The sequence below is a fragment of the Collinsella sp. AF37-9 genome (genome assembly GCF_003475115.1).
Taxonomy (GTDB): Bacteria; Actinomycetota; Coriobacteriia; order Coriobacteriales; family Coriobacteriaceae; genus Collinsella.
The window spans coordinates 1-26,538 of record NZ_QROQ01000001.1 but is presented as its reverse complement, the minus strand read 5'-3'; the positions used below and the strand labels follow the sequence as shown (position 1 = coordinate 26,538).

Genomic DNA, 26,538 nt, shown 5'->3' with positions numbered 1-26,538 from the left:
CAAACGTCTGTAACTGTACCCTATATCGGGGGTTTTATCACGCTTCGCCCCAGAATCTATGGGTGTTGCGCAGGAGCTGTGCAGTTTTATCCTCAGCCGCCTCAACATCTCCCTCATCGGCCTGCCAGGTCCAGTTGCCCGTGGCCACGCCCGGTACGTTCATGCGCGTGTCGTCGCCAAGCCCCAGCACGTCCTGCAGCGGCATCATCACCAGGGGAGCGTCGCTTGTCAGCGCGTCGCTCATCAGCTTGGCTGCCACCTCAACACCGCTCGGCTCGTCGCCACCCGCAAAGGAGCGCGTGCACCAGCCGGCAAGCGTCGAGGTGTCGTGCGTCGAGGTGTACAGGATCTTGCCCGGTGTGGGATGAATTCCGCAGCGAACGTCGTAGTCGCTAAACTCCAGCACGTCCATGCCGGGGAAGCCGCAGGTCGAAGCCATCGCACGAACGCCAGGCGTCAGATAGCCCAGGTCCTCGGCGATAAAGTTGAGCGGACCCAGCTCGTCATAGGCGGTCTGGAACAGGTCCTTGCCCGGGCCTGCCAGCCAACGCCCGTCGGCGCAGGCCTTACCCGCGGGAATGCTAAAGTAGCTGTGGAAGCCCAGGAAGTGATCCAGGCGCACGCGGTCGTAGAGCGAAAACGCACGACGTAGGCGATCCATCCACCAGCTATAGCCGTTCTGCTTCATGTGGTCCCAGCGGAACGTCGGGTTGCCCCACACCTGGCCCTCGGGCGCAAAGTTGTCGGGCGGCGCGCCAGAAATCTCAATCGCCTTACCGGTATCGGACAGCCAGAAGTTCTCGGGCTCGCTCCATGCATCGGCCGAATCGTCCGAGACATACATCGGGATATCGCCGATGACCTCGATGCCCTTCTTGTGCGCGTAGTTCATGAGCTCGCACCAGGCTAGGTCAAAGCGGTACTGCATGTACGCCTGCAGCTCTGCCTCATCGTGGAAACGCTTGTCGTCAATCAGGTGCTCGTTGTAGCGCGCGACATCCGCCGGCCAATCGTGGCGCGACTCGCCCTCAAAGTACTTCTTAACGGCCGTGTAGACGCAGTATTTCTCGAGCCAATCGGCGTTGCGATGTTTAAACGCGGTGTAGAGCGGATCGGCATCTTCGCCGCCACGGGCCTTCCAAGTCTCAAAGTCGGCCGCCAGCTCCTCTTGGCTCTCGGGCAGCAGGTTAATATTGCCCGCAAAGGCCGAAGGCCCGGCGTAAGGGGAGCGGAAGAAGTCCGTTGGGTTGACAGGCAGGACCTGCCAGTAGCGCATGCCCATAGCGGACAGATGATCGATAAAGCGACGCGTGGGTGCGCCGATCGTGCCGGGCTTGCCGTCATCGGTCGGTACCGAGGTGATATGGCACACAACGCCCGCGCCGTGATCGAGCGGCTCCTGCAAGCGCTGCTCGGCATGGTGATAGATGATCGACGAGCCCAGCGGATACAAATCGAGCGTGACCGTGCCGTTGTGGATCTCGCACTCGTGACCGCTGATCACGTCACTCGCGCATTCGTCGAGCGCCGGAATCGTCACGCGGTGCGAATTGCGCAGACTACGATTAATGATAACCGTCGCGGACTCGCCATCCTTGCCCGTGCGGTTGTATGCCAGCACCTCGTCGTTGAGCGCGAAGGCCTTGATCTCGCCGTCGATCATAAACGGCAGTGCGCGGCGTACGGCGGAGGCGTTTTTGACAATAGCCAGCGTGTCGAAGTCGTGCAGTTGGTCCTTGGTCGGCAGGGTGCGGCGGTTGCCCGGATCGGTTAGGCCCTCCAGGCCGTATTCGTCGCCGTAGTAGATCGAAGGCACGCCGGGGAAGGTCATCTGCATGAGCGTAGCGAGCCAAAAACGGCTCTTGGCCAGGCCCATCGAGTTCTCGTCCAGGCGCCATTTGCTGCGCTCGCACTCGGGCAGCTGCGACTCGTCGGGGCCGCCGCCGAGCACCGAGATGATACGCGGGCGGTCGTGGCTCGACAGCAGGTTGAGCGCGCAGGACAATGCCTCGCTCGGGTAGTTCTCGCGCAGGGTCTCGATATCCTCAGCGGCCTCGTAGGCGTTCTTGTAGCCCATCAAAAAGCCGATGACCATGTCGCGGAAGGGGTAATCCATAGCAGAGTCCAACTCGGAGCCCTGTAGGTAGCGACGCAGATGGCCGTAGCTAATCTTGTTGGAGGCGTCTTCCCAGACTTCGCCGAGCAACAGCGCGTCAGGCTTTTCGGCAAGTACGGCCTTCTTGATCTCGGTCAGGAAATCGTCCGAAAGCTCGTCGGCCACGTCTAGGCGCCAGCCATGAGCGCCGGCACGTAGCCATTTACGGATCACGCCGTCCTTGCCCAGGAGCCGCTCGCGTACCAGCTCGGAGCTCTCATTGATGGCGGGCATATTGCCCACGCCCCACCAGCAGTCGTACGAGCCGTCCTCGTGGAAATAAAACGCATCGCGCCATGGCGAGTCCTCGCTCTGCCACGCGCCCACGCCGGGGTAGTTGCCGTAGCGGTTGAAATAGATGGAGTCGTCACCCGTATGGTTAAAAACGCCGTCCAGGATGATGGAGATGCCCAGCTTCTCGGCCGCCTGGCACAGTTCGGTAAAGTCCTGCTCGGTGCCCAGGATTGGGTCGATCTTGGTGTAGTCGGCCGTGTCGTAGCGGTGGTTGCTCGCGGCCTCAAAGATGGGGTTGAGGTAGATGGCCGTAAAGCCCAGCTCCGCGATGCGGGACAGGTCATTTTGGATGCCCTTGAGCGAGCCGCCGTAGAAGTCCCAGGTCTTGATGGAGCCGTCCTCGGCGCGCTCGTATACGGGCGGCTCGTTCCAGTCCTCGACCATGCGGCGCTGGATTCCGTTGCGCGGTTTTTCGACTTCGGCCAGCGTGCGCTCGCGCCAGTTTTCGTCGCGGGCGTAGCGGTCGGGGAAGATCTGGTAGACCATGCCGCGCTCGTACCAGGCGGGGCGGTTTTCGCGGTGCTTATAGACGGTAATCTGGAAAGACGGCACCTCGGCGTAGCCGTAGGTTACGCCCTCGCCGCCGGTGCGGCCTTGCGGCGCGCCCAGGCGAACCTCGGGCTGGCCCTCGATATTGCAGATAAAGCTGTACCAGATAAGACAGGGCTCGGTGCACTCAAGCTCTACGGTAAATATGCCGTCGCCCTCGTGCGTCATGGGATACCGAGACTCACCGATCTCATCTACCCAGGTGCGCAGCGTAAGCGTTGCCTGGTTGGGATCGGCATCCTCCAAAATCACCGAGAGTGCAACGGAAGTTCCAGTGGTCACAGCGCCAAACGGAGTGCGAAACTGCGGTAGACGGCTGTTGTGTATCAATCTCATAGTACGGTCCAGTTCAATAGAATCATGGCCTGCGGGCCATGGGTTTTACGCCTAAGATGTAAGTATATCTGTAGTACACAGGGTGTATAAACAACATCCGTTTACCATCGGCGAACGGTTGTCCTAGAAAATCGTTTTACCACTACCTACAGAGAAGGGGCACCCGGTTGGAGCGCCCCTTGCTTAGGGTTTGATGAGGTTTTGGATCGTCTGTGGGCTAGCGACGCTTGCGGGTGGCCGTTGCCTTGCGGACGGAGGTCTTCTTGGTCGGAGCCTTTTCCTCGGTCGAAGCGGCGGGGGAGACCGGGGCCTCCTTGGCGGGTTCGACCTTTGCCGTAGTCTTCGGAGCGGTCTTGACCTTAGCGGCCTTCGGTGCCGGCTTGGGCTTTGCCTCGGGCTTGGTCTCCTCTTTGACGGCGGCGGTCATAGCCTCTGCCTTAGGAGCGGCAGCCTTTGCCGTGGTCTTCTTGGCCGTCGTCGTTGCGCGCTTGCGCGTGGTGGTCTTGGCGGTCGGCTTGGCCTCGACAGCTGCTTCGGCCTTGGGCTCGGCAGGCGTCTCCTCGACCTTGACGGCGGGCTTTGCGGCAGCCTTCGGAGCGACCTTGGTCGCAGTAGCCTTGGCGGCCGTCGACTTCGTTGCCGTGGTCTTCTTGGCAGCTGTAGTCTTCTTGGCGGTCGCGGTTGTCTTCTTGGCAGCGGTCTTTGCCGGAGCCTTGGCGGCCGGTTTGGCCTCAGCGACCTCGGCCTTTACCTCGGGAGCAGCCTCGGCCTCGGCGGCCTTCTTGGCAGCGGCGGTCGTGCGCTTGCGCGTGGTCGTTGTCTTGGCAGCCGTTGTTTTAGTCGCGGCAGCTTTGGTCGTCGTAGCCTTCTTAGCGGTCGTCTTGCGGGTCGTGGTCTTCTTAGCTGCGGGCTTTGCAGCGGGCTTGACCTCGTCCTTTGCCTCAAGAGCAACCTCAGCCTTCACCTTAGGCTCGGCCTTTGCGGGCTCAGCCTCAGCAGGCTTCTCCTCGGCCTTGGGCTCCTCGGCGGCCACCGGTTCAGCAACAGCCTCAGGCTCGTCGACAACAGCCGCCGGCCTCTCAATCTCCGGATGCATAAAGAAGTACAGGTCCAGATACTTGTCGGCCGAGCGCGTCCAGCTAAAGTCCTGGCTCATGGCCTGCGTGACCAGCTGGTTCCAGGCATCGCGGTTGTCCCAGAACAGGCGTGCCGCGCGGAACACCGCGTCGCCCATCTCGTCGCCGTTAAAGTTGGTAAACGAGAAGCCCGTGCCCTCGCCGGTAAACTCGTTGTACGGCTGCACGGTGTCCTTCAGGCCACCGGTCTCGCGCACGATGGGCAGGGTGCCGTAGCGCATGGCGATGATCTGCGACAGGCCGCAGGGCTCAAACTTCGAAGGCATCAGGAACATGTCGGCGGCAGCGTACATGCGCTGCGACAGCGCCGGGTCAAACTCGATGCGCGCGGCCATGGTGCCGGGGTACTTGTCCTGGAAGTAGCGCAGACCGTCCTCGTAGTCGCGGTCGCCGGTGCCCAGCACCGCCACCTGCACGCCTCCGGCCAAAATGCGGTCGAGCGCGTACATGACCAGATCCAAGCCCTTCTGGCGCGTCAGGCGCGTGACCATTACCATGAGCGGACGATCGTCACGAACCTCGAGCCCCAGCTCCTCCTGCAGCTTGGCCTTGCACACGGCCTTGCCCGCGCGGTCGTCAACCGTGTAGTTGGCGGCAATGCGCTTGTCGGTTGCCGGGTCAAAGGCCGCCACGTCAATGCCGTTGAGGATGCCCTGCAGTGCGTAGGAGCGCTCGCGCAGTACGCCGTCCAGGCCCTCGCCAAACTCGGGCGTCTGGATCTCGCCCGCGTAGGTGGGGCTCACCGTGGTGATGGCATCGGCATAGTGCAGCGCGCCCAGCATGTAGTTGATGCTGCAGGCGTCGCAACGCAACTGCGTGGCGGCCGCGGGAATATGCGCCACACCCAGGATGTCCTCCATCACGGTGTCGCTAAACTGGCCCTGGAACGCCACGTTGTGGATCGAGAACACGGTCTTGACGCGGTCGTACAGCGGCAGTCCCTGGTAGAACTCGCGCAAGAACACGGGCGCTAGTGCCGTCTGCCAGTCGTTGCAGTGCAGGATGTCGCACTCAAAGCCCTCGGGCAGGTGCTGCAGGCTCTCGGTGATAGCCTTGGAGAAAAACGCGAAGCGCTCGCCGTCGTCAAAGAAGCCGTACGGATAGTCGCGCGCAAAGTAGCGCTCGTTGTCAACGAACATATAGGTGACGCCGTCGTGCTCAAGCTTCTCGAGCCCGCAGTACTCATTGCGCCAGCCCAGGCTCACGTAAAAGTCGGCAAAGTGCTCCATCTGCGCCTTGTACTCGTCCTTGATGGTGGCGTACTTGGGCACCATCACGATGACCTCGGCGCCGGCGCGCACAAGCGCCGCAGGCAGCGAGCCCGCCACGTCGCCCAGGCCACCGGTCTTAACAAACGGTGCGCACTCGGCCGAGGCAAACACGATCTGCATCTTTTTGCTGGAATCTGCCATATTGTCTCCCATGTTGCAATTCGAGAATAGCCGCCTGGCGCTAACCGGGCGGCTATTCTACCTGTTACGAGCGATGTTGCGGTGCCAACGTTAACGTACGATGGTGGTGTCGGAAGTTAACGGAGCCTTGCCCAGCACCAGGATGTTCTCGGGCGTGCCGCGAAGCTCGGTGTTGGTGGGAACCACGTTGTTCTTGTCCAGAATGGCGTTCTCGACGCGTGCGCCGCTCTTGATGATGCAGCTCTGGTTGATGATCGAGTTAGTCACCGAAGCGCCTTCCTCGACCACGACGCCGCGCGACAGGATCGAGTTGCGCACGGTGCCCTTGATGATGCAACCGGCCGAGATGATCGAGTTGCACGCGTGGCTGCCGGTCGCATAGCGCGAAGGCGGCACGTCGTGAGCCTTGGTCAGGATCGGGCGCTCGGGATCGAAGAGCTGGTCGGCCACGGTCTGGTCGAGCAGGTCCATGCTGCGGCGATACAGTGACTTCTCGCTAAACACGCCCACGACCTCGCCCTTGTACTCGTAGCTGCACACGTCGATGTTGCCAAAGTCGCCCTGGAGTGCCTCGAGCAGGTCCAGATAGTCGGCGGCCTGGTAGTGGTCGATGATCTCGAGCAGCGTATCGCGGTTGACGATGCAGCAGTCCATAGAGGCGTTGTCGCCGTACACGACGCCAGCGCTCACGCCCGTCAGGCGACCGTTCTCGTTAATCTCGAGCTTGGTCTCGTCATCGACGTTGCGCGTGGCCTTGCAGTACACCACGGTCATCTGGGCACCGGAGTTCTCGTGCGCGTCGATGATGGTATTGAGGTCCATGTTAAAGATGATGTTGGTGCCCATCATCACAACATAGGGCTTGTCCGAGCGCTGGAACAGCGTCTTGTTGGAGATGATGTCACGCAGCAGGAAGCGCATGCCGCCCTTGGTGGTGCCATACGCGTTGCCGGGCACCATGAACAGGCCGCCCTTCTTGCGGTCCAGGCCCCAGTCCTTGCCCGAACCCACGTGGTCGATCAGCGAGCGGTAATTGCCCGGCATGACGACGCCGACGGTCTTAATGCCGGCATTCATCATGTTGGACAGCGGGAAGTCGATCAGGCGGTAGCGGCCCAAAAACGGAACGGACGCGATGGGGCGGTCCTTGAGCAGCACGCTGCCGTAGGTCGAAGAGTAGTTAGCGGTGATATAACCGATGGCCTTGCGATTGATCATCGGATCATTCCCCCTTCCCGATAACGACGTCATTTCCAACGACGGCCGTATCCTTGGTGGTATCGACAGAGCCGAGCTTCACGCCCTCTTCGACCGTGGAGTTCTCGCCCAAAATAGCGCGGCAGATGTGCGCGCCGCTCTTAACGTGCGCACCCGGCAGCAGCACGGAGTCCTCGACCACGGCGCGCTCCTCGATGATGACATCGGTCGAAAGGATCGAGTGGCGAGAGGTGCCGTAGATCTTGCAGCCGTTGGAGACCAGGCAGTCGTCCAGGCGGCCGTCCGGGCCAATGTAGTGCGGCGGACGCGTGGTGATGTTGGACATGATGGGGAAGTGCTTGTCGAACAAATCGAACTCGGGGTTGTTGCCCAGCAGGTCCATCGAGGTCTCGTGGAAGCTGGCGATGGTGCCAACGTCCTTCCAAAAGCCGTGGAACTCGTAGCTGTACAGGCGCTTGCCCTCGCCGAGCAGCTTGGGGATGATGTCCTTGCCAAAGTCGTGGCTCGAGCGCTGGTCTAGAGCGTCCTCCTCGAGCGCCTCGATCAGCACGTCGGCCGAGAAGATGTAGATGCCCATGGACGCGAGATTCGAATCGGGCTTATCGGGCTTCTCGGTGAACTTGGTGATGCGGCCGTCCTCGGGGTCGGTGGTCAGGATGCCAAAGCGGCTGGCCTCCTCCCAAGGCACGGGCATAACGCTCACCGTGAGGTCGGCGTTGTTCTCAATGTGCGTCTTGAGCATCTTGCGGTAGTCCATGCGATACAGGTGATCGCCCGAAAGAATCAGGACGTACTTGGGGTCGTTGGCCTTGATGTAGTCGAGGTTCTGCGTAATGGCGTCGGCCGTGCCCGCATACCAGGCGCCGCCGGTCTGCGTCTCATACGGCGGCAGAATCGACACGCCGCCGTCGCGGCTGTCCAGATCCCAAGCCTCGCCAGAGCTCACGTAGGCATGCAGCAGGTAGGGACGGTACTGCGTCAGAACGCCCACCGTGTCGATGCCAGAGTTGGAGCAGTTGGACAGCGAAAAGTCGATAATGCGGAACTTGCCACCAAAACTAACCGCCGGCTTAGCGATCTTTTGGGTGAGTGCCCCCAATCGGCTGCCCTGTCCTCCTGCGAGGAGCATCGCGATGCATTCTTTCTTACTCATCGATTTCTCCTTCTGTCATCGATGTTCCTAAACCCATTAGCGACGGGCGCGGCGCAACGTCACGCCCGTCGAGTAATGCCGTGCTGGCATAGGGGAGCTCGTGCGCCTTTACGCGTGCCAGATCTCGTCGCGGTACTCGCGAATGGTGCGGTCGCTCGAGAACCAGCCGCTCGAGGCGGTGTTGAGCAGGGCCTTGCGGTTCCAGGTCTCCTGGTCGCCGTAGCTGCCCGTGAGCTTCTCCCACGCATCCACGTAGCTGCGGAAGTCTGCCATGACCAGGTCGGGGTCGTTGTTGTTCATGAGCTCGTTGTAGATGCTCTCGAAGTTGCCCGAAAGACCCGCAAAGGTGTTGTCCTTGAGCTCGTCCATCACGCGGCCCAGGCGCTCACGGTCGCCGTTGAGGGTATCCCACGCAAAGTAGCTATTGGATGCCCAGAGCTGCTCGACCTCGGGAGCGGTCAGGCCAAAGATAGCCTCGTTCTCGCGGCCGGCCAGGTCGGCGATCTCGATGTTGGCGCCGTCGAGGGTGCCCAGCGTAATGGCACCGTTCATCATGAGCTTCATGTTGGACGTGCCCGAGGCCTCCTTGCCGGCCGTGGAGATCTGCTCCGAGATTTCGGCGGCAGGGTAGATGAGCTGGGCGTTGCTCACACGGAAATTGGGGATAAAGCAGACCTTCATGACCTCGTTGACGCGGGCATCGTTGTTGATGACGTCGGCCACGGAGTTAATGAGGCGGATGGTCTCCTTGGCGAAGGTGTAGCTCGAGGCGGCCTTGCCGCTAAAGATAAAGGTCGTCGGCGTCACGTGGAAATTGGGATCGGCGATGCGACGGTTGTAGATGTCCATCACCTTCATGATGTTCATGAGCTGGCGCTTGTAGGCGTGGAAACGCTTTACCTGAACATCGAAGACGGTGTTGGGGTCAATGACCAGACCGGTTTCGGACTTGACATAGGCGGCCAGGCGCTCCTTGTTGGCGCGCTTGGAGGCACCCACGGCCTTCAGGAACTCGGAGTCGTTCTGGAACTCCTTGAGCTTCTCCAGCTCAAAGGCGTCCTTCAGCCAGCCGTCGCCAATGGCCTCGGTTACGAGCTTGGCATAGGTGGGGTTGGCCTCGGCAAAGAAGCGACGGTGCGAGATGCCGTTGGTCTTGTTGTTGAACTTCTCGGGCGTCAGGGCGTAGAAGTCCTTGAGCACGATGTTCTTGATGATGTCGGAGTGGATCTTGGCCACGCCGTTGACGCTGTGGCTGCAGATCACGGACAGGTTGGCCATGCGAATCTCGCCGTCCCACAGGATGGCGGTCTGGCGCAGACGCTCCTGCCAGCCCTCCTGCGTGGTGTCGAACGACTCGTGCCAACGACGGCTGATCTCGTCGATGATCTGGTACACACGGGGGAGGAGCTTGGAGAACATGCCGATGGGCCACTTCTCCAGGGCCTCGGGCAGGATGGTGTGGTTGGTGTAGCTCACGACCTGCGTCACGATGCTCCAAGCGTCATCCCACTCGAGCTTTTTCTCGTCGATGAGGATACGCATGAGCTCGGGACCGCACATGGCGGGATGCGTGTCGTTGGTGTGGATGGCCACAAACTGCGGCAGCAGCTCCCAGTTCTCGCCGTGCTCCTTCTCAAAGGTGTCGAGCAGGCTGTAGATGCCGGCCGAGACAAACAGGTACTCCTGCTTCAGACGCAGCAGACGGCCGTGCTCGCCGGCGTCGTTGGGGTAGAGGATGGCGCTGATGGCCTCGGCCTCGGCGCGCTCGGCATCGGCCAGGGCATAGTCGCCGCGGTTGAAGGCCTCAAGGTCAAAGTGCTCCTCGACCGGCTCGGCGGCCCAGACGCGCAGCTTGTTGACGGTCTCACCGGCATAGCCCACCACGGGGATGTCATAAGGGACGGCCAGAATGTCCTGCGTGTCCACCGTGCGGTAGAACGTGCGTCCGTTCTCCTCAAAGCCCTCGACGTGGCCGCCAAACTTAATGGTCACGGCCTTGTCCTGACGTCGGACCTCCCAGGGATAGCCGTGGGTGAGCCACTCGTCCGTGGCCTCGACCTGGCTGCCGTTGACGATCTCCTGCTTAAACAGGCCGTAGCGGTAGCGCATGCCGTTGCCGTAGCCGGCGATGCCCTCGGCTGCCATGGAATCCAGGAAGCATGCGGCCAGACGGCCCAGGCCACCGTTGCCCAGCGCCGGATCGGGTTCCTGGTTCTCGATGACGGAAAGGTCGAAGCCCATGTCGTCGAGCGCCTCGGCGACCATGTCGCGCACGCCAAAGTTGAGCAGGTAGTTATCGAGCAGGCGACCGATCAAAAACTCGATCGAGAAGTAGTACACGCGCTTCTTGCCCTCGGCGGTGACGCGGGCGTCGCTCTTGGTGGCAACGGTGCGGGCCTTCTCGGCCACGAGCTTGGCCAGGGCGTTAAAGCGGTCCAGATCGCTGGCGGCCTCGACGCTCTTGCCGCTGATGCTCATGACGGCATCGCGATAGAGCTCGGTAAACTCCTGCTTGTTGTCGAAGATCTTATTCATACGTTCCTTTCCCCCGGGGATGTTTCTCCCGGAACGGTTATGACATGTATCCTACGCCCCCGCGGGGCGGTTAATTACAGCTGTAACGGTTTTGTTACGCATCCTTGGCAGACGGCTTAACAGAAGCAGACTTGGCCTTGGTAGCGGCCTTTTTGGCAGCCGGTTTCTTGGCTGCGGCCTTAGCAGCGGGCTTTGCGGCAGCCTTGGCCTTGGCCTTGGTCGTCGTGGCCTTCGCCTTAGCCGGAGCCTTCTTGGCAGCCGCAGGCTTGGGCTTCACCGAGGACGCCCGCTTGCGCGTCGCCTTCTTGGGCTCCTCGACCACAGGCGGCTTATAGCTGCTGGGGCCGCGGCGCTTAAGCACCACGCCAGCCAGCCCGGGCACCTTAATCTCGATGGAGTCCATCTGCCCGTTCCAGGGATAGGGCTCGCTCGAGCAGGTGTAAGGCTCTTCGCCGGCATAGCCGCTGCCGCCAAACTCGGGACGGTCGGAGTCAAAGATGACCTCCCAGTCACCCTCGCGCGGCACGCCCACGCGGAAGCTCTCGTAGCTCGCCGGGTCAAAGTTAATCAGGATCACTAGGTCGTCATCGACGTCCTCGCCCTGGCGCACAAAGCTCACGATGGACTGCTTGGAGTTGTCCGCGTCGATCCAGGTAAAGCCGTCGTCGGTGTAGCCGCGCTCGTACAGGGCGGGCTCGGCGGTGTAAAGGTGGTTGAGCGCCTTGATAAACGCCTGATGATGACGGTGGGTCTCGTACTCCTCGGTCAGGAACCACTGGATGGACTCGTAGTAGCGCCACTCAATAAACTGGCCGATCTCGTTGCCCATAAAGTTGAGCTTGGCACCGGGGTGCGTCATCTGGTAGAAGGCCAGCGTGCGCAGGCCGGCAAACTGGCGCCACCAGTCGCCCGGCATGCGGCCGATCAGCGAGCACTTGCCGTGCACGACCTCGTCGTGGCTCAGCGGGCAAATAAAGTTCTCGGTAAAGGCGTACATGATGGAGAACGTGAGCAGCCCGTGGTTGCCGGGGCGCCACGGAAAATCGGTCTGCATGTAGTGCAGGGTGTCGTTCATCCAGCCCATGTCCCACTTGTAGTGGAAGCCCAGGCCGCCGTCCTGCGGCGGATAGGTCACGAGCGGCCACGCGGTGGACTCCTCGGCCATCATCATCACGTCGGGGAAGTGGGCCTCCACAGCGCAGTTGACCTGGCGGATAAACGCGCTGGCGTCCAGGTCCTCCTCGGTACCGTACTTGTTGAACTTCTTTTGGCCGGGATCATCAATGCCAAAGTTGAGGTACAGCATGCTGGACACGCCGTCCATGCGAATGCCGTCAACGTGGAAGTTCTCGAGCCAATAAAGCACGTTAGAGACCAGGAAGGAGCGTACCTCGCCGCGGGCGAAGTCAAACTTGTGCGTGCCCCAGTTAGGGTGAATCTCGTGCTCAAACAGCATGTGGCCGTTAAAGGTGGCAAGGCCGTGGGAGTCGGCGCAAAAACCGCCGGGCACCCAGTCCATGATCACGCCGATGCCCGCCTCGTGGCACGCATCGATAAAGTGCATGAGCTGCTGCGAGTTGCCGTAGCGTGACGTGGCGGCATAGTAGCCGGTCGTCTGGTAGCCCCAGGAGCCATCGAAGGGATGCTCCATGAGCGGCATGACCTCGATATGCGTGTAACCCATGTCGCGCACGTAGTCCACGAGCTCCACCGACAGGTCGTCGTAGGTGTAGAACTCGCCGCGCTGGGCGGGGAAGGGATCCATGGGACCGGCGTAGTTGCCGTACTCGTCGGGTTCGCCCTGCGGCGCGTCGCCGTGGCGCTTCCATGAGCCAATATGCACCTCGTAGATGTTAAGCGGCTGCGACATGTGGTTGTGGCCGGCGCGGCGCTTGAGCCACGCGTCGTCGTTCCACTTGTAGCCATCGAGGGTCCACAGCACGCTCGCGGTACCCGGAGGGCACTCGGCCTTAAAGGCATACGGATCGGCCTTATAGAGCTTTTCTCCCTCGTTTGTCTCGATGAGATATTTATAGAGTTGGCCCTGCTCGGCGCCAGGAATAAAGCCTTCCCAGATAGCGCTCGTATGCACGGGCACCAGCGGGTTGGCTTCCTCATCCCAGTCGTTAAATTCGCCAATGACATGGACGCTCTTTACGTCGGGCGCCCAAACGCAAAAACGCCAGCCGCGCGTACGGTTCTGCGTGTCGGGGTGCGCGCCCATCTTTTCCCAGCTGCGCTCCCACGTGCCGATGCCAAATAGATAGACATCGTCCTTGGTGAGCTCCGGTGCGTGCGGGGCGGCTTTACGGGTTGCGGGCTTTTTAGCCGTTGGCTTTAGCTTTGTATCGCTCACGTTTGATCCCATCATGACGCGGCAGCGTGTTGCCTTGGTGACTAGATGCGAAAGGTCCAAGGCTGCACGAATCGAAGGGACGGCGATAGTTCTATGATTCGTTCCACCTCGCGTGCTCGGTGGAACTTTCGGCAGAAACTACGATAACACCTGTACGTTACTTTTATGAAGGAAAGTGGTTTTAGGGCGGCGTTTAATCGGTAAGCGCCATGTTTAGACCACTGGCAGAATTGCCGTGGTAAAACTCTTGACAGTTTTACCAATTAGGGTTTCTAAATTGTTAGTCAGACGTTTGGTAAAACGTTTTTAGCAGGATGTTTACCATTTGACATCGAAAGGTTCGTTTATGTCCCAGACCGCCGCCCCCAACGTTGCTTTTATTTTCGATTGCGACGGCACACTGGTTAATAGCACCCCCGTTTGGGCCTATGCCCAGCCCGAGTTATTGCACCGCCACGGAATTGACGTGACGGTCGACGATTTTGCCCAGTTTGAACATTTGTCGCTCGAGGACGAGTGCCAGGCCTACCACGACACGTGGGGCATTGGCGAGAATGGCGAGGAGCTGTATCGCGAGCTGAGCGACATCCTGATCGATGGCTACTCCAAGGTGCCGCCGCGCGAGGGGCTCCTGGCATTTTTGGAGCAGGCGAAGGCGGCGGGCATTGCCATGTGCGTGGCTACGTCCACGCCGGCCGAGCTGGTGCAGTCCGCGCTTGCGGGCGCCGGGCTCGATGCCTACATGGAGTTTGTGACCACCACGGGCGAGGCGGGACGTTCCAAACAGTTCCCCGACGTATACGAGCTGGCGCTTCGCCGTCTGGAGGGGCGCCATGGGCACAAGTTTGAGCGCTCATGGGTGTTTGAGGACGCCGTCTTTGGCCTAAAGAGCTCTGGCTCCGCCGGCTTTAAGCGCGTGGGTATCTATGACCCGCATGGCCGTATGGAGCGCGACGATGTGCGCGCCAACTGCGATATCTTTATCGACTGCTACGAGGAGCTGGATCTGGCCCGCGTGCTTGCGTTTGAGGGATAGGCGAGGGCTGTGGCTTGTAAGGTATTAGTGGTCTGCGGCTCGCCCGTGGTTGCGAGCGCTGATCTGTTGCGTAGGCTAGCAGGGGAGTGCGACCACGTTGTCGCCGTGGACCGCGGGCTCGATGCGCTGCTGAGCGCGGGGCTAGGCTGCGACGTTTATGTGGGGGATGCCGACACGGTGAGCGATGCGGGTCGTGCGTTGGTCGATGCCGCCGAAGCCTTTGAGGTAGAGCGCCACGACCCGTACAAGGACTATACCGATCTGGCGCTGGCGCTCGACTCCGTCCGCCGTCGCTGGACGGGTGCCGAAGTGGTTGCGACCTGCGCCACCGGCGGCCGTCCGGACATGGCCCTATCCGTGCTGGGCTTGCTTGCAGGCTATGATGACGCCCCAGTCTGTATTGCTGAGGACAAGGGAGTCGCCCGCATTCTTCACGCAGGTGAGTCGTGGACCATCGAGGGCGCCGAAGGCAAGAGGTTCTCCATCATCGCCATAGCCCCTGGGACGGTGGTAAGCGAACATGGCTTGGAGTGGGAGCTAGACCACAGCCCGCTGGGCTTGTTGGCCGACACGGGCATCAGCAACGTCGTCAGGTCAACAGCCACGATCCAAGCCCACGCCGGCACTGCCATCGCTTACCTATATCAATAGGCATTTATAGTCTGACCCAAAAAAGTCCTTGCACGTCGCGCCAACTTCCCCTATAGTATTTCATCGTCACGGGGGCGTAGCTCAGCTGGGAGAGCGCTTGACTGGCAGTCAAGAGGTCAGGGGTTCGATCCCCCTCGTCTCCACCATCGTGAATGCAAAGGCCTTCGGAATTCCGAAGGCCTTTTTTCATGCCAAAACACCACGCGCTGCAAACCCCACCTACGCCAACAAAAAGTTGCACAATTTATTTCCCATGTCTGTACATAGTTTGTTGGACAAACGCAATTACCAGTACGCCTCGCTGGTCAATTCGGGCTTCAGGAGCATCCATAACCTTCGCTAGCACCCCAATATCCTGCGCCAATGTGAACAACATCCCAAAACAACCCCCTTGAACACGCTAAATGAACGATATGTTGTCCACCACAAGCCAAATCAGTTTCGCTACCAGCTTGTGCTAGGATACCTAACGTTACATGAGTTCAACTGTGCTCACGGCTCCAGCAAGCCACAAAGCGCAGGGTCGATCAGCATCCGGCCGTAACGGCGGTGCCAGAAACACCACGAGCTCCAATAAAGAAGTCATGCGACGTTGTTATTTGTATTGATGTAATTCAAAGATGCATTTAATAGCTTGCGTGTCGAAGCGTAGTAGTTTTCAGCTGTTTGCGTGCGGTCCAGTTTTGTTCCCGCTTGACTGGTTCGCACGCAGCCAGCTGGAGTCGCGGTCTTTTTGCGATACACGGCCGCGACTCTAGTAACTGCACTCATACATACCGTTCACGGTGGGGCAGAGCCACGTGCTTGTCTAACTGGGCTCAGGGTTTGAATATGGAGCGCCTTCGCGCACAAGCGCCCTGGCGAAGCCATACCCAAACCCCGCGAGCCACACGTAAGACAGCAAGGGGGTGGTGCTTGTGTGGTATGTAATCCAGGTCATTAACGGTCGCGAAGACGTAATGCGCGAGCGCATCGAGCACATGGTGCCGGCGAGCGCCATGCAGGAGCTCTTTTATCCCCAATTTCAAACCGAGATTAAGGTACACGGCGAATGGGTCAAAACGACCAAGCCACTCTTTCCCGGTTATCTCATCTGCGATACGGCAGATCCTCGCACCGTGCAACAGTATCTGCTGCGCATGGACGACTTTGCCCGGGTGCTCTCCCAGGACGGTCAGTTTGTGCCTCTGGCTAAAGAAGAGGTCCAGCTTATTGGAGGCTTTACGCATAGGGGAGACCGCGTTGTGCCCATGAGCGAGGCCCTAAAAAACGGTGATCAGGTCGTAGTGACGGCAGGTCCACTGCTGGGCCACGAAGGCCTTATTAAAACCATCAACAGACGCAAGAGCACTGCTTATTTGGAGCTCAACCTGTGCGGCCGACGCGTAACTACGCGCGTCGGCCTCGCGGTGCTTTCAAACGAGCAGCGCACAATGCGAAACCTTAAAAAGGCGATCGCCTAGCTGCAGGCGACTGCTTAAAGGAGCAAAGGGGATCCCCGGGCCGGGGATAACGGGATCAACAGGGAAGAGAAGAAGAGTTTTGAACACCGAATCCAAGGGCGCAAAGCAAAAGGGGAAGCTGATTGCCTTTGAACCGTATGCGTTGATGGCATATGACATTGTTGCAACTTTTATTGCTGTGTTTGTTGCATCGTGGGGAACGCAGCATTGGGCGACGCTCAGCGGAGCAGCCGGCGCATGCCCGGCTATTCTTGTGCTTGCGCTTGTTAACGTTGTTGTCTTTTGGTTCTTTCATATGTATAGCAGCTTGTGGCGCTATGCGAGCATTTCCGAGGCTGGACGTATTGTTGCTGCTGTAACGGTAGGCTCAGTCATTGGCGACGTTATCTTTAACCTGTTATTTGGCAAGGGCATGACCCTTCGTGAGGACGTCATGGCATGGGCTGTCATCCTCATCATTTGCGGAGGCGGACGCTTTGCTATTCGTGCAATTTATGGTAGCCAGGCATGGCGTTTTAAAAGCAAATCAGATGCTCATTTACCTCGTACGCTCATCGTGGGAGCAGGGGAGACCGGTTCGCTTACTATTAAGCGCATGCTCAGCAACGATCCCGATATGGTTGGAGATCCTGTTGCCGTCGTTGATGACGATCCCAATAAACAAAATCAGCGAATTCACGACATTAAAGTCTGCGGTACCTGTGCGGATATTCCGACGATTGCGCATGCCTGTGAAGCCGAACAAATCGTAGTCGCCATTCCAAGTGCTACTTTTGATGAACGCCAGAGAATCTATGACCTCTGCATGAAAACGGGGATTAGGGTATTAACCTTGCCCAATGTGCGCGACATTCCTATAAGCGGTCTTGGCAGGGTTGCCCTTCGCGAAGTCGAAATCAGCGATCTGCTATCTCGTGAAGAAAAATCACTTAATCTAGACCAGATGGGCTATGTTGCGGGCAAACGCATTTTGGTTACCGGCGGTGGCGGTTCTATCGGTTCTGAGCTCGTGCGTCAGCTACTTCCGGCAAAGCCTGCTCAAATCATTTTGTTCGATATCTACGAGAACACGACGTATGAGCTGTACCATGACATTATCAAGTCGGCTCGGGATCAAGGCACCGATATTCAGGTGTTTATCGGTTCTATCACGCACTCGCCTGCAATCGAGCATGTTTTCGAAACTTATCAGCCGCAAGTTGTCTTCCACGCGGCGGCACACAAGCATGTTCCCCTTATGGAACATAATGCGCGTGAGGCAATTGAAAATAACGTGTTTGGCACCCTCAATGTTGTGCGATTAGCTGATAAGTATCAGTGCAGTCATTTCGTACAAATTTCTACTGATAAGGCCGTTAATCCCGCAAATGTAATGGGTGCTACCAAACGCATGGACGAGATGATCGTTCAGTATTATGCGGCCAACAGCAAGACCATTTTTACTGCAGTCCGTTTTGGCAATGTTCTTGGTAGCCATGGTTCGGTCATCCCGCTCTTTAAGCGTCAACTTCACGAGGGCGGTCCCATCACCATTACACATAAGGACATCACACGTTACTTTATGACGATTCCTGAGGCCAGCAAATTGGTCATTACTGCCGGTGCGCTTGCTCATGGCGGCGAGATTTTTGTTTTGGACATGGGTGAGCCTGTCAAGATCTACGACCTTGCCATCAACCTTATTACGCTGAGCGGTCTTAAGCCCGGCAAGGATATCGAGGTCAAAGAGGTCGGCCTGCGTCCTGGCGAAAAAATGTATGAGGAGCTCCTTATGGACAACGAGCAACTCCTGCCTACCGAGCATTCCGAGATTCGTATTTCCACGGCCGAGGCAGACAAGATGGAAGAGATTAAGGACAAGCTCGAGAAGCTCGAGGCCTGTCTGAATGGCACGAACGACGAGATTAAAACGGTTCTTGCCGAAGTTGTCCCAACGTATCACCCACAGTACAACGACTAGTTGGAAGAGGCAGAATAATGACTGTAAAGATGAACATCCCGTTTTCGCCGCCTGATATTACCGAGGCAGAAATTGTCGAAGTTGCAGAAGCCCTTCGATCCGGATGGATTACTACTGGTCCACGTACCAAGAAACTCGAAGCAAGGTTGGCAGATTATTTGAAAGCCGAAAGGGTCTGCTGCCTAAATTCACAGACTGCATGTGCAGAAATGGCGCTTCGTCTTCTTAATGTGGGACCTGGCGATGAAGTAATTGTTCCTGCTTATACTTACACGGCAAGCGCCTCTGTTGTGTGCCACGTGGGTGCCAAACTCGTGCTTATCGATTGCCAGCCGAATAGTTTCGAAATGGATTACGATGCTGTTGAGGCTGCCGTTAATGAGAACACAAAAGCAATCATTCCTGTTGATCTTGGTGGTGTTCCTTGCAATTACGATCGTATTTTCGAAATCGTTAAGTCTAAGCATAATCTGTTTAAACCAAATGGCGAAATTCAGGAAGCTCTGGGGCGCATCGCGGTTTGCGCAGATACTGCCCATGCCTTAGGCGCAATTTGGCATGGCAAGATGGTTGGCTCTATCGCCGATTTCAGCTCGTTCAGCTTCCATGCCGTAAAGAATTTGACCACTGCCGAGGGTGGTTGCCTTGCTTGGCGTGCCATTTCCGGCATCGACTCTGAGGCCATGTATAAGAAGCTGCAGCTCCTGAGTCTTCATGGCCAAAGCAAGGATGCCTTGGCTAAGACCAAGCTTGGTGCTTGGGAATATGACATTGTTGGTCCTTGGTATAAATGCAATATGACTGACATGCAAGCTGCTTTAGGTCTCGTTCAGCTCGATCGTTATGAGGGCATGCTTGCGCGACGCAAAGAGATTATCGAGCGTTACAATGCTGCTCTGACCCCGCTGGGTATTGAGCCTCTAAATCATTTTACAGGCGAGCGCCAGTCTTCGGGTCACCTGTATATTTGTCGTATCCCCGGGTTTGATCTCGAAAAGCGCAATGAAATTATCATAAAGATGGCAGAGCTTGGTGTTGCTACAAACGTTCATTACAAGCCTTTGCCCATGCACACGGCATATAAGAATCTTGGGTTTAACATTTCCGAATTTCCGAATGCGTACAAACATTTTGAGAATGAAATCACCTTGCCGCTGCATACTCGCCTTACTGACGACGAAGTCAATTACGTCATCGACTACTTCAAGGCCTGTCTCTTGGAGCTTGGTGCGTAGTGGTACTGCTATCATGGGCTGATTTGCCCAAAGATATGCGCGTTGATGAGGTTCGCCCTTACTATGACGAACTTGCAGGGCATCGTATGGGGCTATTCGCGAAACGTATTTTCGATATATGTGGTTCCCTATTTTTATTTGCCTTAACTTGGTGGCTATTCATCATTCTTGCTGTTGCAATTAAGTTCGATTCTCCCGGTCCGGTTTTTTTCCGCCAAGAAAGAGTTGGGCGATACGGCAAGACGTTTCGTATTTTCAAGTTCCGAACCATGTGCGTCGATGCCGAGAAAAAGGGCGCACAAGTCACCAGCGCTGGTGACTCTCGTATAACGCGTGTTGGTTCCGTTATACGTAAATGTCGACTCGACGAAGTCGCGCAGCTGATAGATATCCTGCGCGGAACCATGAGCTTTGTCGGCACCCGCCCCGAGGTTCCTCGTTATGTAGCAGCGTATACAGCCGAGATGCGAGCAACTTTGCTGCTCGCTCCCGGTGTTACTTCGAGAGCGAGTATTGAGTTCAAAGATGAAGATGCCTTGTTAGAGGGTGCAGAGGACGTTGATAGCGCATATACCAATCTGGTGCTGCCAAAGAAGATGGAATTAAACCTGCGCGATCTTTCTCATTTTAGCTTTTGGGGAGAGATAGCCACGATGTTCGCTACTGTTGTGGCGGTAGCCAGGAGAGGGTAAATGAAAGACGGTTTAGTATCGGTTATTACACCGGCATATAACTGTGCAAAGTACATTGGAAAAACCATTGAGTCTGTTCAGGCGCAAACCTACGATAATTGGGAAATGGTTATTGTGGATGATTGCTCTACCGATAATACCCGGGAAGTTGTTGAGTCCTATTCCAAAGATGATCCCCGTGTTCGTTATATTTGCTTAAATGAAAATTCCGGAGCCGCCGTAGCAAGAACTGAATCCATGAAAGCTGCCCAGGGCGATTTTATGGCCTTTTTGGACAGTGACGACATGTGGAAACCGGAGAAGCTGGCTAAACAGTTGGCTTTCATGCGCGAGGAGGGACATCCCTTTTCATGCACCGCCTATGAGCAAGTTGATGAGCAGGGAAATCCTCTTGGAAAGGTGATCAAGACTATTCCTCGAACTAGCTATAACAGGCTATTGCTTGATTGCCCGGTAGGAAATTCAACGGTTATGTATAGCGTCCGCAAGATGGGCAAGTTCGAGGTCCCCAATATTCGCAAACGTAATGATGACGCTTTGTGGCTACAGATGCTTAAAAAGGAACCCTACATTTGGGGCATGCCGAATGTACTGGCAGAGTATCGTGTTCGCGAGGGCTCTATATCGCACAACAAATTTGACTTAGTGAAATATCACTGGATGCTTTATCGAGATATCGAACACTTGAGCGTATTTCGATCTGTGTTTCATATCGGGGTGTGGGGCGTTATCAAAATTTTTGGAATTAAGTAACGAGGTGCGAGTATTCGCTATGGACATGCCCATGCAGATAAATAACGTTGGAATCATAGGGCATTTCGCCGAGGGTATCGATATGGCGGACGGACAGGTCGTAAAGACTCGTACTGTCCGCGAACTGCTTCGTGACGTTTGTGGTGCAGAAAACGTTCGCTCAATTGACACAAGAGGCTGGCAAAAGCATCCAATTGCGCTTGCTCGTGAGTGCATTAAGTTAGCGAAGCTCACGGATGCCTTGGTTATGCTACCGGCGCACAACGGGGTGAAAATCTTCGCCCCGTTACTCGTGTATTTACGAAAACGCTATGGTTGCAAGATCGTATATTCAGTAATCGGCGGATGGCTCGCAGAGTATATAGTAGGACAGCCTATTCTGGCCAAGAAACTCAAATCCTTTGACGCGATACTTGTTGAGTCAGATCGAGTTCGGGTCCTACTTGCCGAGCAAGGCTTCGACAACGTGCTCGTCGCATACAACTTCAAGCGTTTGCCACAGCTCAAGTTTACCGAGCTCAAACAGCCGTCCGGTGAACCATGGCCTTTGGCTGTTTTCTCGCGCATCTACGAGGATAAAGGTATTGATGACATCGTGTGGGCTGTGCACAAGGCGAACTGCCGTCTTGGTCGCCGTGCTTTTAGGCTCGATATCTACGGCAATGTGCTGCCCGAGTATAAGGAGCATTTCGATGCGCTAATAGCTGGCTGCGATATCTCCGAGATCGTCTATAAGGGTGTGGCTCCTGCGGGGGAGAGTACGTCTGTTCTTAACGGGTACCTCGTCTTGGCCTTTCCGACGAGGTACCCGGGCGAGGGTGTCCCGGGCACTGTGGTAGATGCCTATTGTGCGGGCATTCCAGTGATTGCTTCACGTTGGCCAAGCTATGCGGAGATGGTCGACGAAGGTGAAACGGGTTTGACGTATGATTTCCTTAATCGCGATGCGTTGCTGGACGTACTTCTTAATCCCGATCTGCCTAAACAATTACTCGCAATGAAGGAATCTTGCCTTCGCAAAGGGCGTAACTACTCGTATGAAGCAGGCTTGAGGAAATTTAAGCATCTTGTTGAAAGCGATTTCGATGTGCACAACCAATAAACCCAAACGACTGCTTTGCATTGTGTCGAATATGGATGCAGGTGGAGCTGAGACATTCTTAATGAAGATGTATCGCCAGCTTGACCGAACGTGCTATCAGATGGATTTTGTGGTCTCGGGTGATGGTCGCGGCTACTACGAGCACGAAATCGAAAGACTCGGAGGAAGAGTATTTCGAATCACTCGTAAAACGAAGGATTTCTCCGCCTATCGTCGTGAGCTCTTCGATGCAGTTCGCGAAGATGGATGCCCCGTCGTGCTGAGGATTGGTTCGAATGCTTTTTCAGCTATCGACCTGTGGATCGCGAAACGTGCAGGCGCGCGAAGGCTTGCGTTGCGTTCGAGCAATGCCAGCGACGGTCAGGCCGGTCTTGGCATGCTTCTGCAGAGGGCCCTGCGTCGACCGTTAACGTCGGTGGCCAACGTGAAGATAGCGCCGTCGGACCTGGCGGCCGAGTATACGTTCGGGCCCATGGCCATGAGAAAAGGCGAGGTTCATTACTTACGCAACGCGCTCGACCTAGATGCCTATGCATTCTCGGCAGAGAAGCGCACAGCCATACGCGCTGAGCTCAGCATCGACGCAGACGCGTTGGTTGTGGGACACGTGGGACGCTTTGCTCCGCAGAAGAACCACGGGTTCCTCATTGAGGTCTTCACGGAGCTTTTGAAGAGCAGGCCCGACGCACGGCTCGTGCTTGTGGGCAAGGGCGAGCTTGAGGACGAGGTGTGCGCCAAGGCCGAGGCTTTTGGCGTGCTTGGCAGCATTGTTTTCACCGGCGTGCGTTCCGACGTGCCTGCGCTGCTTTCTGCCTTCGATGCGCTGGCGCTGCCCTCGCTGTACGAGGGCATGCCCAACGTTGTGATAGAGGCGCAGGCGGCCGGGCTCTCCTGCGTGGTGTCGGATACGGTGACGAGACAGGCCGACGTGACAGGTCTGGTGGAGTATTTGCCCATAGATAACACGACGGCCTGGGCGAAGGTTTTGGAGTCTGCCGCTACGGTGGAGCGGCTCGATACGAGGACAGCCATGACTGCGGCGGGGTACGATATCTCAAGCGAAGCTAAGAAGTTCGTAGAGCTGGTGTACGGGGTTGCTACGATTGAATCGGAGCTTGACTAGATGACTCCTTACCTGACATTCGTTGCAATTGCGGGCCTCGTTGCGCTAATCATTCGTGGCACATCTGAGCAAAAAGGCAAATTTATTGCGATTTCGGCTAAGGAGCGAGAGCTTACATGGACTCCTTACCTTGTGTGCCTTTGCGTAGCGCTAATATTCTTCGTTTCAATGCGAGACGTAACTGTTGGTGCTGATACCGGGAACTACTTGGGCTCACTCAACTACTATGCTGGGATTCCTTGGAGCGACGTGCTGACGGCTAAGCTCGTATACCCTTACGACTACGAGCCTGGCTATTTCCTGCTCACCAAGATTTGTGCGCATTTTTACATGTCCGATCACGTTTTTTTCCTCTTGATCGCGGTTCTCATATACTCGCCGCTAATGGAGTTCTTCGGTCGGTACAGCGACTCGCCTTTCTTAAGCTTTCTAATTTACTGTGCGCTAAGCTTATTTGTATACAGTCTCGGTATCTTTAGACAAATGATTGCACTTTCGATTTGTCTATTTGCGACGAGGTGGGTTGATTCAAACAAGCCTGTGTTCTTTGCGATTGCTATCGGCGTTGCGATGACGTTCCATTCCTCGGCGATTTGTTTCGCTTTACTCTGGTTCTACAAGCGTTTCGACGTAATCAAGCTCTTGAAGATCGCCATTCCCGCTTCTATTGTCTGCTTGATTTTCGGCCGTGTCATCGCATTGATCGCGGTTAGGGCTCTGCCTCAGTATGCGGGCTATATCGGCTCCAAATACGACGTTGAGGGCGGAAGCTATACGATGTTCATGCTTCTATTATTCATTGCCTTCATTGTGCTATATGCTCTCCGCAATAAATCGATATTTGATAAATGCCCCGATGTCATTAGGCTCTCTATTTTTTCCCTTGGGATTGCCCTGTGTCTTCAGGGCGCTTCTTATTCTCTTGGTATTATGGGACGAATTATGTCCTACTACACCATCTTTTTAACAATTCTGGTTCCATATTTAATGATGCATTGCTTAGGAAGACACGGTCGCATACTAAGCTTATATTTTGTTGTACCTATTTCCCTTGTGCTATTCGTAAGCAGCCTTGGTTCCGTTGTTTAGCTCTGGTTATCGTTCTAAAGATATTAGAAACTATATACAAAGCTTTTGTAGGTAAGAATGAAGAAAACAAACGTAGCAATAGTTATTGATTCGTTGATCGTTGGCGGCGCACAGCGTATGGTGTGCGAATTGATTCGTAATTTAGATTTTCGTGAATTCGACGTCTCACTCCATTGTTTTTTCGGGGGAAGCGATAAGGAGTTTATGCAGTTAGTCTCCGGAACCCCTGCTCGGGTCTATTTACATGGAATTGGTAACCGTATTGATCCGCCGACGCTAATTAGGATTTACAAGTCTCTCTCTAGGGAGCGTCCAGATGTAGTTCACGCGCATCTAGGTGGAGCGCAAATATCTATTCCATGGGCACTGATGCATCATAGAAATACTCTAATTACACTTCATAGTACTCTTCCCGCCGCTCTTAATACTACTGCCCAACGGATGGTACGCCTCGCAGGTGAAAACCGTGTAAAATTAGTTGCGGTGTCTAAGGAGAACCATAGGCAAGCTTGCGACTATTTTGGAGTCGAAGACAGTCTGATAGATGAGATAGATAACGGCATCACGCTATCTGACTATTCGCCATGCGATATCGCCAGTGCGCCAACATTCATCAATGTTGCAACGCAAAACCAGAACAAAAATCAAATGCTCATCTTGCGTGCATTTAAACGACTCGAGATGGAGTGTCCTGATGCAAGGTTAATTCTTGTCGGTGACGGCCCACTTCATGAAGAATTGTGTCGCGAAGCTGGTGACGACCCTTCTATAGAACTGCCAGGCGCTCTTACGAATATTCCAAACGTTCTGCGTGGAGCCAATGTCTATGTCCAAAGCTCCAATCGTGAGGGTATGCCGATGTCTATTCTCGAGGCGATGGCATGTGGCCTCCCCGTAATTTCTACGGATGTTGGAGGCATACGTAATGTAGTTTCTAATTCTAACGGCATTCTTATCGATGCTGGATCTGAGGACCAGCTCTTCAGGGCGATGTGCGAGCTCGTAGATTGCAAGTTACGTTGCAAAATGGGAGCAAGCTCTCTCGCGAACATCGACGGATATTCGGCGGCTCATATGGCAAGAAAATATGAAAAGCTGTATCGGGAACTTGGACACTCCGCTCCGTTTTAATGCCAGGGTTTTAATCAGTTTGTTTTTCGCTAGAAGTACTGGAGATAACTTGAAGAAATTTCTTATCAGCATAGACACAGAGGGAGACAACCTCTGGGAATGGAATAAAAATGATCCTATCGGGACGCGCAATGCAAAGTATTTAACAAGATTCCAGGCTCTTTGCGATCGATACGGTTACAAGCCGACATATCTTTCTAACTGGGAGATGGTAAGTGACCCTGGTTTCTGTGAAATGGTTGGGTCATGGGCGGCCGAAGGGCGATGTGAAGTTGGCATGCACTTGCATGCTTGGAATACTCCGCCCAGTTTCGAGCTTACCGGAGAGAAGAACGATGACTGTGGCCTACCTTATCTTATTGAATTTACTGACGACATCATGGAAGCCAAAATTGACGCAATGACCGATGCAATCATGGACCGCATCGGCATTCGCCCTATTTCGCATCGTGCCGGACGATGGGCAATGGATCAAAGGTATTTTGAGCTTCTTGCTCGTAAAGGGTATATCTGCGATTGCTCCGTGACTCCACACATTAATTGGATAACATCCCCAGGCCTGACGAAAGGGGTCTCCGGTGCAGATTATTCCAACGCCAGCGAGGAACCATATTTGGTCAGATGTGACAAAGCAGATATTGTTGAGGTTCCTTTGACCGTTAGGGATACGCATTCATTTATTAAACCAGCCACCTGCAAGGCTAAGCCACTAGCCAAGTCGCTTTACAATGTCGCGCGAGGGCAGTCGCTTCAGCTTAGACCGAATGGGAAAAACCTCAATGAAATGCTATGGCTTGAACGGCGAGTAGCGAATAGCTCCTCTGAATACATCATGTTTATGCTTCATTCATCTGAATTTATGCCAGGTGGAAGCCCAACATTCAGGGATGAAGCAGCAGTAGAGAATCTCTATGTTCAGCTGGAAAAACTTTTCGATCGTGCTTCTTTAGATTTTGAGGGTGAAACTATCGGCGCTTACGCTAGGGAGCTCATATCCAACAACTCACTTGAGAGGAGTGGTTGGATTGCCCGCTAAGACCGACAGTCGCAGCAGGGATTTACTTAAAAACACTGGAATTATTGGCTTTGGTACGATGTGCACCAAAGCCCTTTGGTGACGCATAATTTCTTTCGCAAATTGACAACCGCATAGCGGAAC

General features: G+C 55.8%; 18 protein-coding genes and 1 tRNA gene. 13 read left to right on the top strand and 6 right to left on the bottom strand.

The genetic code is table 11. The features are described from left to right. Positions 1-37: 37 nt before the first annotated feature. The 6 genes from DW024_RS00095 to glgB all read right to left on the bottom strand — a co-directional run bounded on the left by DW024_RS00095 (position 38) and on the right by glgB (position 13,159). Complete coding sequence (locus DW024_RS00095; RefSeq protein ID WP_118376654.1) at positions 38-3,334, bottom strand: 4-alpha-glucanotransferase; 3,297 nt, start codon at positions 3,332-3,334, stop codon at positions 38-40. Between the two features lie 217 nt (positions 3,335-3,551). Next, positions 3,552-5,882: a glycogen synthase GlgA gene (glgA, locus tag DW024_RS00090; RefSeq protein ID WP_233541283.1), complete on the bottom strand. Its 2,331-nt coding sequence runs from the start codon at positions 5,880-5,882 to the stop codon at positions 3,552-3,554. Positions 5,883-5,972: 90 nt separating this feature from the next. Next, positions 5,973-7,100: a glucose-1-phosphate adenylyltransferase subunit GlgD gene (glgD, locus tag DW024_RS00085; protein WP_117583495.1), complete on the bottom strand. Its 1,128-nt coding sequence runs from the start codon at positions 7,098-7,100 to the stop codon at positions 5,973-5,975. 4 nt (positions 7,101-7,104) lie between these two features. After that, complete coding sequence (locus DW024_RS00080) at positions 7,105-8,253, bottom strand: glucose-1-phosphate adenylyltransferase (protein ID WP_118376652.1); 1,149 nt, start codon at positions 8,251-8,253, stop codon at positions 7,105-7,107. A gap of 108 nt (positions 8,254-8,361) precedes the next feature. Continuing rightward, positions 8,362-10,788, bottom strand: coding sequence for a glycogen/starch/alpha-glucan phosphorylase (locus tag DW024_RS00075; RefSeq protein WP_118376651.1), 2,427 nt, complete (start codon positions 10,786-10,788; stop codon positions 8,362-8,364). Between the two features lie 94 nt (positions 10,789-10,882). After that, positions 10,883-13,159, bottom strand: coding sequence for a 1,4-alpha-glucan branching protein GlgB (glgB, locus tag DW024_RS00070; RefSeq protein WP_118376650.1), 2,277 nt, complete (start codon positions 13,157-13,159; stop codon positions 10,883-10,885). Between the two features lie 331 nt (positions 13,160-13,490). On the opposite strand from glgB, the gene DW024_RS00065 reads away from it, so the two are divergent. The 13 genes from DW024_RS00065 (at position 13,491) to DW024_RS00005 (ending at position 26,415) form a co-directional block, all read left to right on the top strand. Then, positions 13,491-14,180: an HAD family phosphatase gene (locus DW024_RS00065; protein WP_118376649.1), complete on the top strand. Its 690-nt coding sequence runs from the start codon at positions 13,491-13,493 to the stop codon at positions 14,178-14,180. 9 nt (positions 14,181-14,189) lie between these two features. After that, entirely contained in the window at positions 14,190-14,831 is a 642-nt protein-coding gene (locus DW024_RS00060) for a thiamine diphosphokinase (RefSeq protein WP_118376648.1), read from the top strand. 70 nt (positions 14,832-14,901) lie between these two features. Beyond that, positions 14,902-14,977 (top strand) — tRNA-Ala (locus DW024_RS00055). A gap of 771 nt (positions 14,978-15,748) precedes the next feature. Then, positions 15,749-16,294: an antiterminator LoaP gene (gene loaP, locus DW024_RS00050; protein WP_233541282.1), complete on the top strand. Its 546-nt coding sequence runs from the start codon at positions 15,749-15,751 to the stop codon at positions 16,292-16,294. Positions 16,295-16,373: 79 nt separating this feature from the next. After that, a complete protein-coding gene (locus tag DW024_RS00045) occupies positions 16,374-18,254 on the top strand; it encodes a nucleoside-diphosphate sugar epimerase/dehydratase (protein WP_233541281.1) in 1,881 nt (626 codons plus the stop codon). A gap of 17 nt (positions 18,255-18,271) precedes the next feature. Beyond that, positions 18,272-19,489 carry a DegT/DnrJ/EryC1/StrS aminotransferase family protein gene (locus DW024_RS00040; protein ID WP_199576889.1) on the top strand — a complete coding sequence of 406 codons (1,218 nt, stop codon included), beginning with the start codon at positions 18,272-18,274 and terminating at the stop codon, positions 19,487-19,489. 23 nt (positions 19,490-19,512) lie between these two features. Then, positions 19,513-20,181, top strand: a complete 669-nt coding sequence (locus DW024_RS00035) for a sugar transferase (RefSeq protein ID WP_233541280.1) — start codon at positions 19,513-19,515, stop codon at positions 20,179-20,181. Continuing rightward, complete coding sequence (locus DW024_RS00030; protein WP_118376646.1) at positions 20,182-20,934, top strand: glycosyltransferase family 2 protein; 753 nt, start codon at positions 20,182-20,184, stop codon at positions 20,932-20,934. It begins immediately after the preceding gene. Positions 20,935-20,953: 19 nt separating this feature from the next. Beyond that, entirely contained in the window at positions 20,954-22,036 is a 1,083-nt protein-coding gene (locus DW024_RS00025) for a glycosyltransferase (RefSeq protein WP_118376645.1), read from the top strand. Between the two features lie 100 nt (positions 22,037-22,136). Continuing rightward, positions 22,137-23,159 (top strand): glycosyltransferase, encoded by a 1,023-nt coding sequence (locus tag DW024_RS00020; RefSeq protein WP_233541279.1) that lies wholly within the window; start codon positions 22,137-22,139, stop codon positions 23,157-23,159. Then, the gene (locus tag DW024_RS00015) at positions 23,160-24,248 is read left to right on the top strand and encodes an EpsG family protein (RefSeq protein WP_118376643.1); all 1,089 of its coding nucleotides are present in this window, start codon (positions 23,160-23,162) and stop codon (positions 24,246-24,248) included. A gap of 57 nt (positions 24,249-24,305) precedes the next feature. After that, positions 24,306-25,379, top strand: a complete 1,074-nt coding sequence (locus DW024_RS00010) for a glycosyltransferase (protein WP_118376642.1) — start codon at positions 24,306-24,308, stop codon at positions 25,377-25,379. A 49-nt stretch (positions 25,380-25,428) separates the two neighbouring features. Beyond that, positions 25,429-26,415 carry a deacetylase gene (locus tag DW024_RS00005; RefSeq protein WP_147352033.1) on the top strand — a complete coding sequence of 329 codons (987 nt, stop codon included), beginning with the start codon at positions 25,429-25,431 and terminating at the stop codon, positions 26,413-26,415. The last annotated feature ends 123 nt before the right edge of the window (positions 26,416-26,538 follow it).

Bases quoted from the DNA above. Each gene is read 5' to 3' on its own strand.
- DW024_RS00095 (WP_118376654.1), bottom strand. From the start codon at position 3,334: ATGAGATTGATACACAACAGCCGTCTACCGCAGTTTCGCACTCCGTTT.
- glgA (WP_233541283.1), bottom strand. From the start codon at position 5,882: ATGGCAGATTCCAGCAAAAAGATGCAGATCGTGTTTGCCTCGGCCGAG.
- glgD (WP_117583495.1), bottom strand. From the start codon at position 7,100: ATGATCAATCGCAAGGCCATCGGTTATATCACCGCTAACTACTCTTCG.
- DW024_RS00080 (WP_118376652.1), bottom strand. From the start codon at position 8,253: ATGAGTAAGAAAGAATGCATCGCGATGCTCCTCGCAGGAGGACAGGGC.
- DW024_RS00075 (WP_118376651.1), bottom strand. From the start codon at position 10,788: ATGAATAAGATCTTCGACAACAAGCAGGAGTTTACCGAGCTCTATCGC.
- glgB (WP_118376650.1), bottom strand. From the start codon at position 13,159: ATGATGGGATCAAACGTGAGCGATACAAAGCTAAAGCCAACGGCTAAA.
- DW024_RS00065 (WP_118376649.1), top strand. From the start codon at position 13,491: ATGTCCCAGACCGCCGCCCCCAACGTTGCTTTTATTTTCGATTGCGAC.
- DW024_RS00040 (WP_199576889.1), top strand. From the start codon at position 18,272: ATGACTGTAAAGATGAACATCCCGTTTTCGCCGCCTGATATTACCGAG.
- DW024_RS00030 (WP_118376646.1), top strand. From the start codon at position 20,182: ATGAAAGACGGTTTAGTATCGGTTATTACACCGGCATATAACTGTGCA.
- DW024_RS00025 (WP_118376645.1), top strand. From the start codon at position 20,954: ATGGACATGCCCATGCAGATAAATAACGTTGGAATCATAGGGCATTTC.
- DW024_RS00020 (WP_233541279.1), top strand. From the start codon at position 22,137: ATGGATTTTGTGGTCTCGGGTGATGGTCGCGGCTACTACGAGCACGAA.
- DW024_RS00015 (WP_118376643.1), top strand. From the start codon at position 23,160: ATGACTCCTTACCTGACATTCGTTGCAATTGCGGGCCTCGTTGCGCTA.
- DW024_RS00010 (WP_118376642.1), top strand. From the start codon at position 24,306: ATGAAGAAAACAAACGTAGCAATAGTTATTGATTCGTTGATCGTTGGC.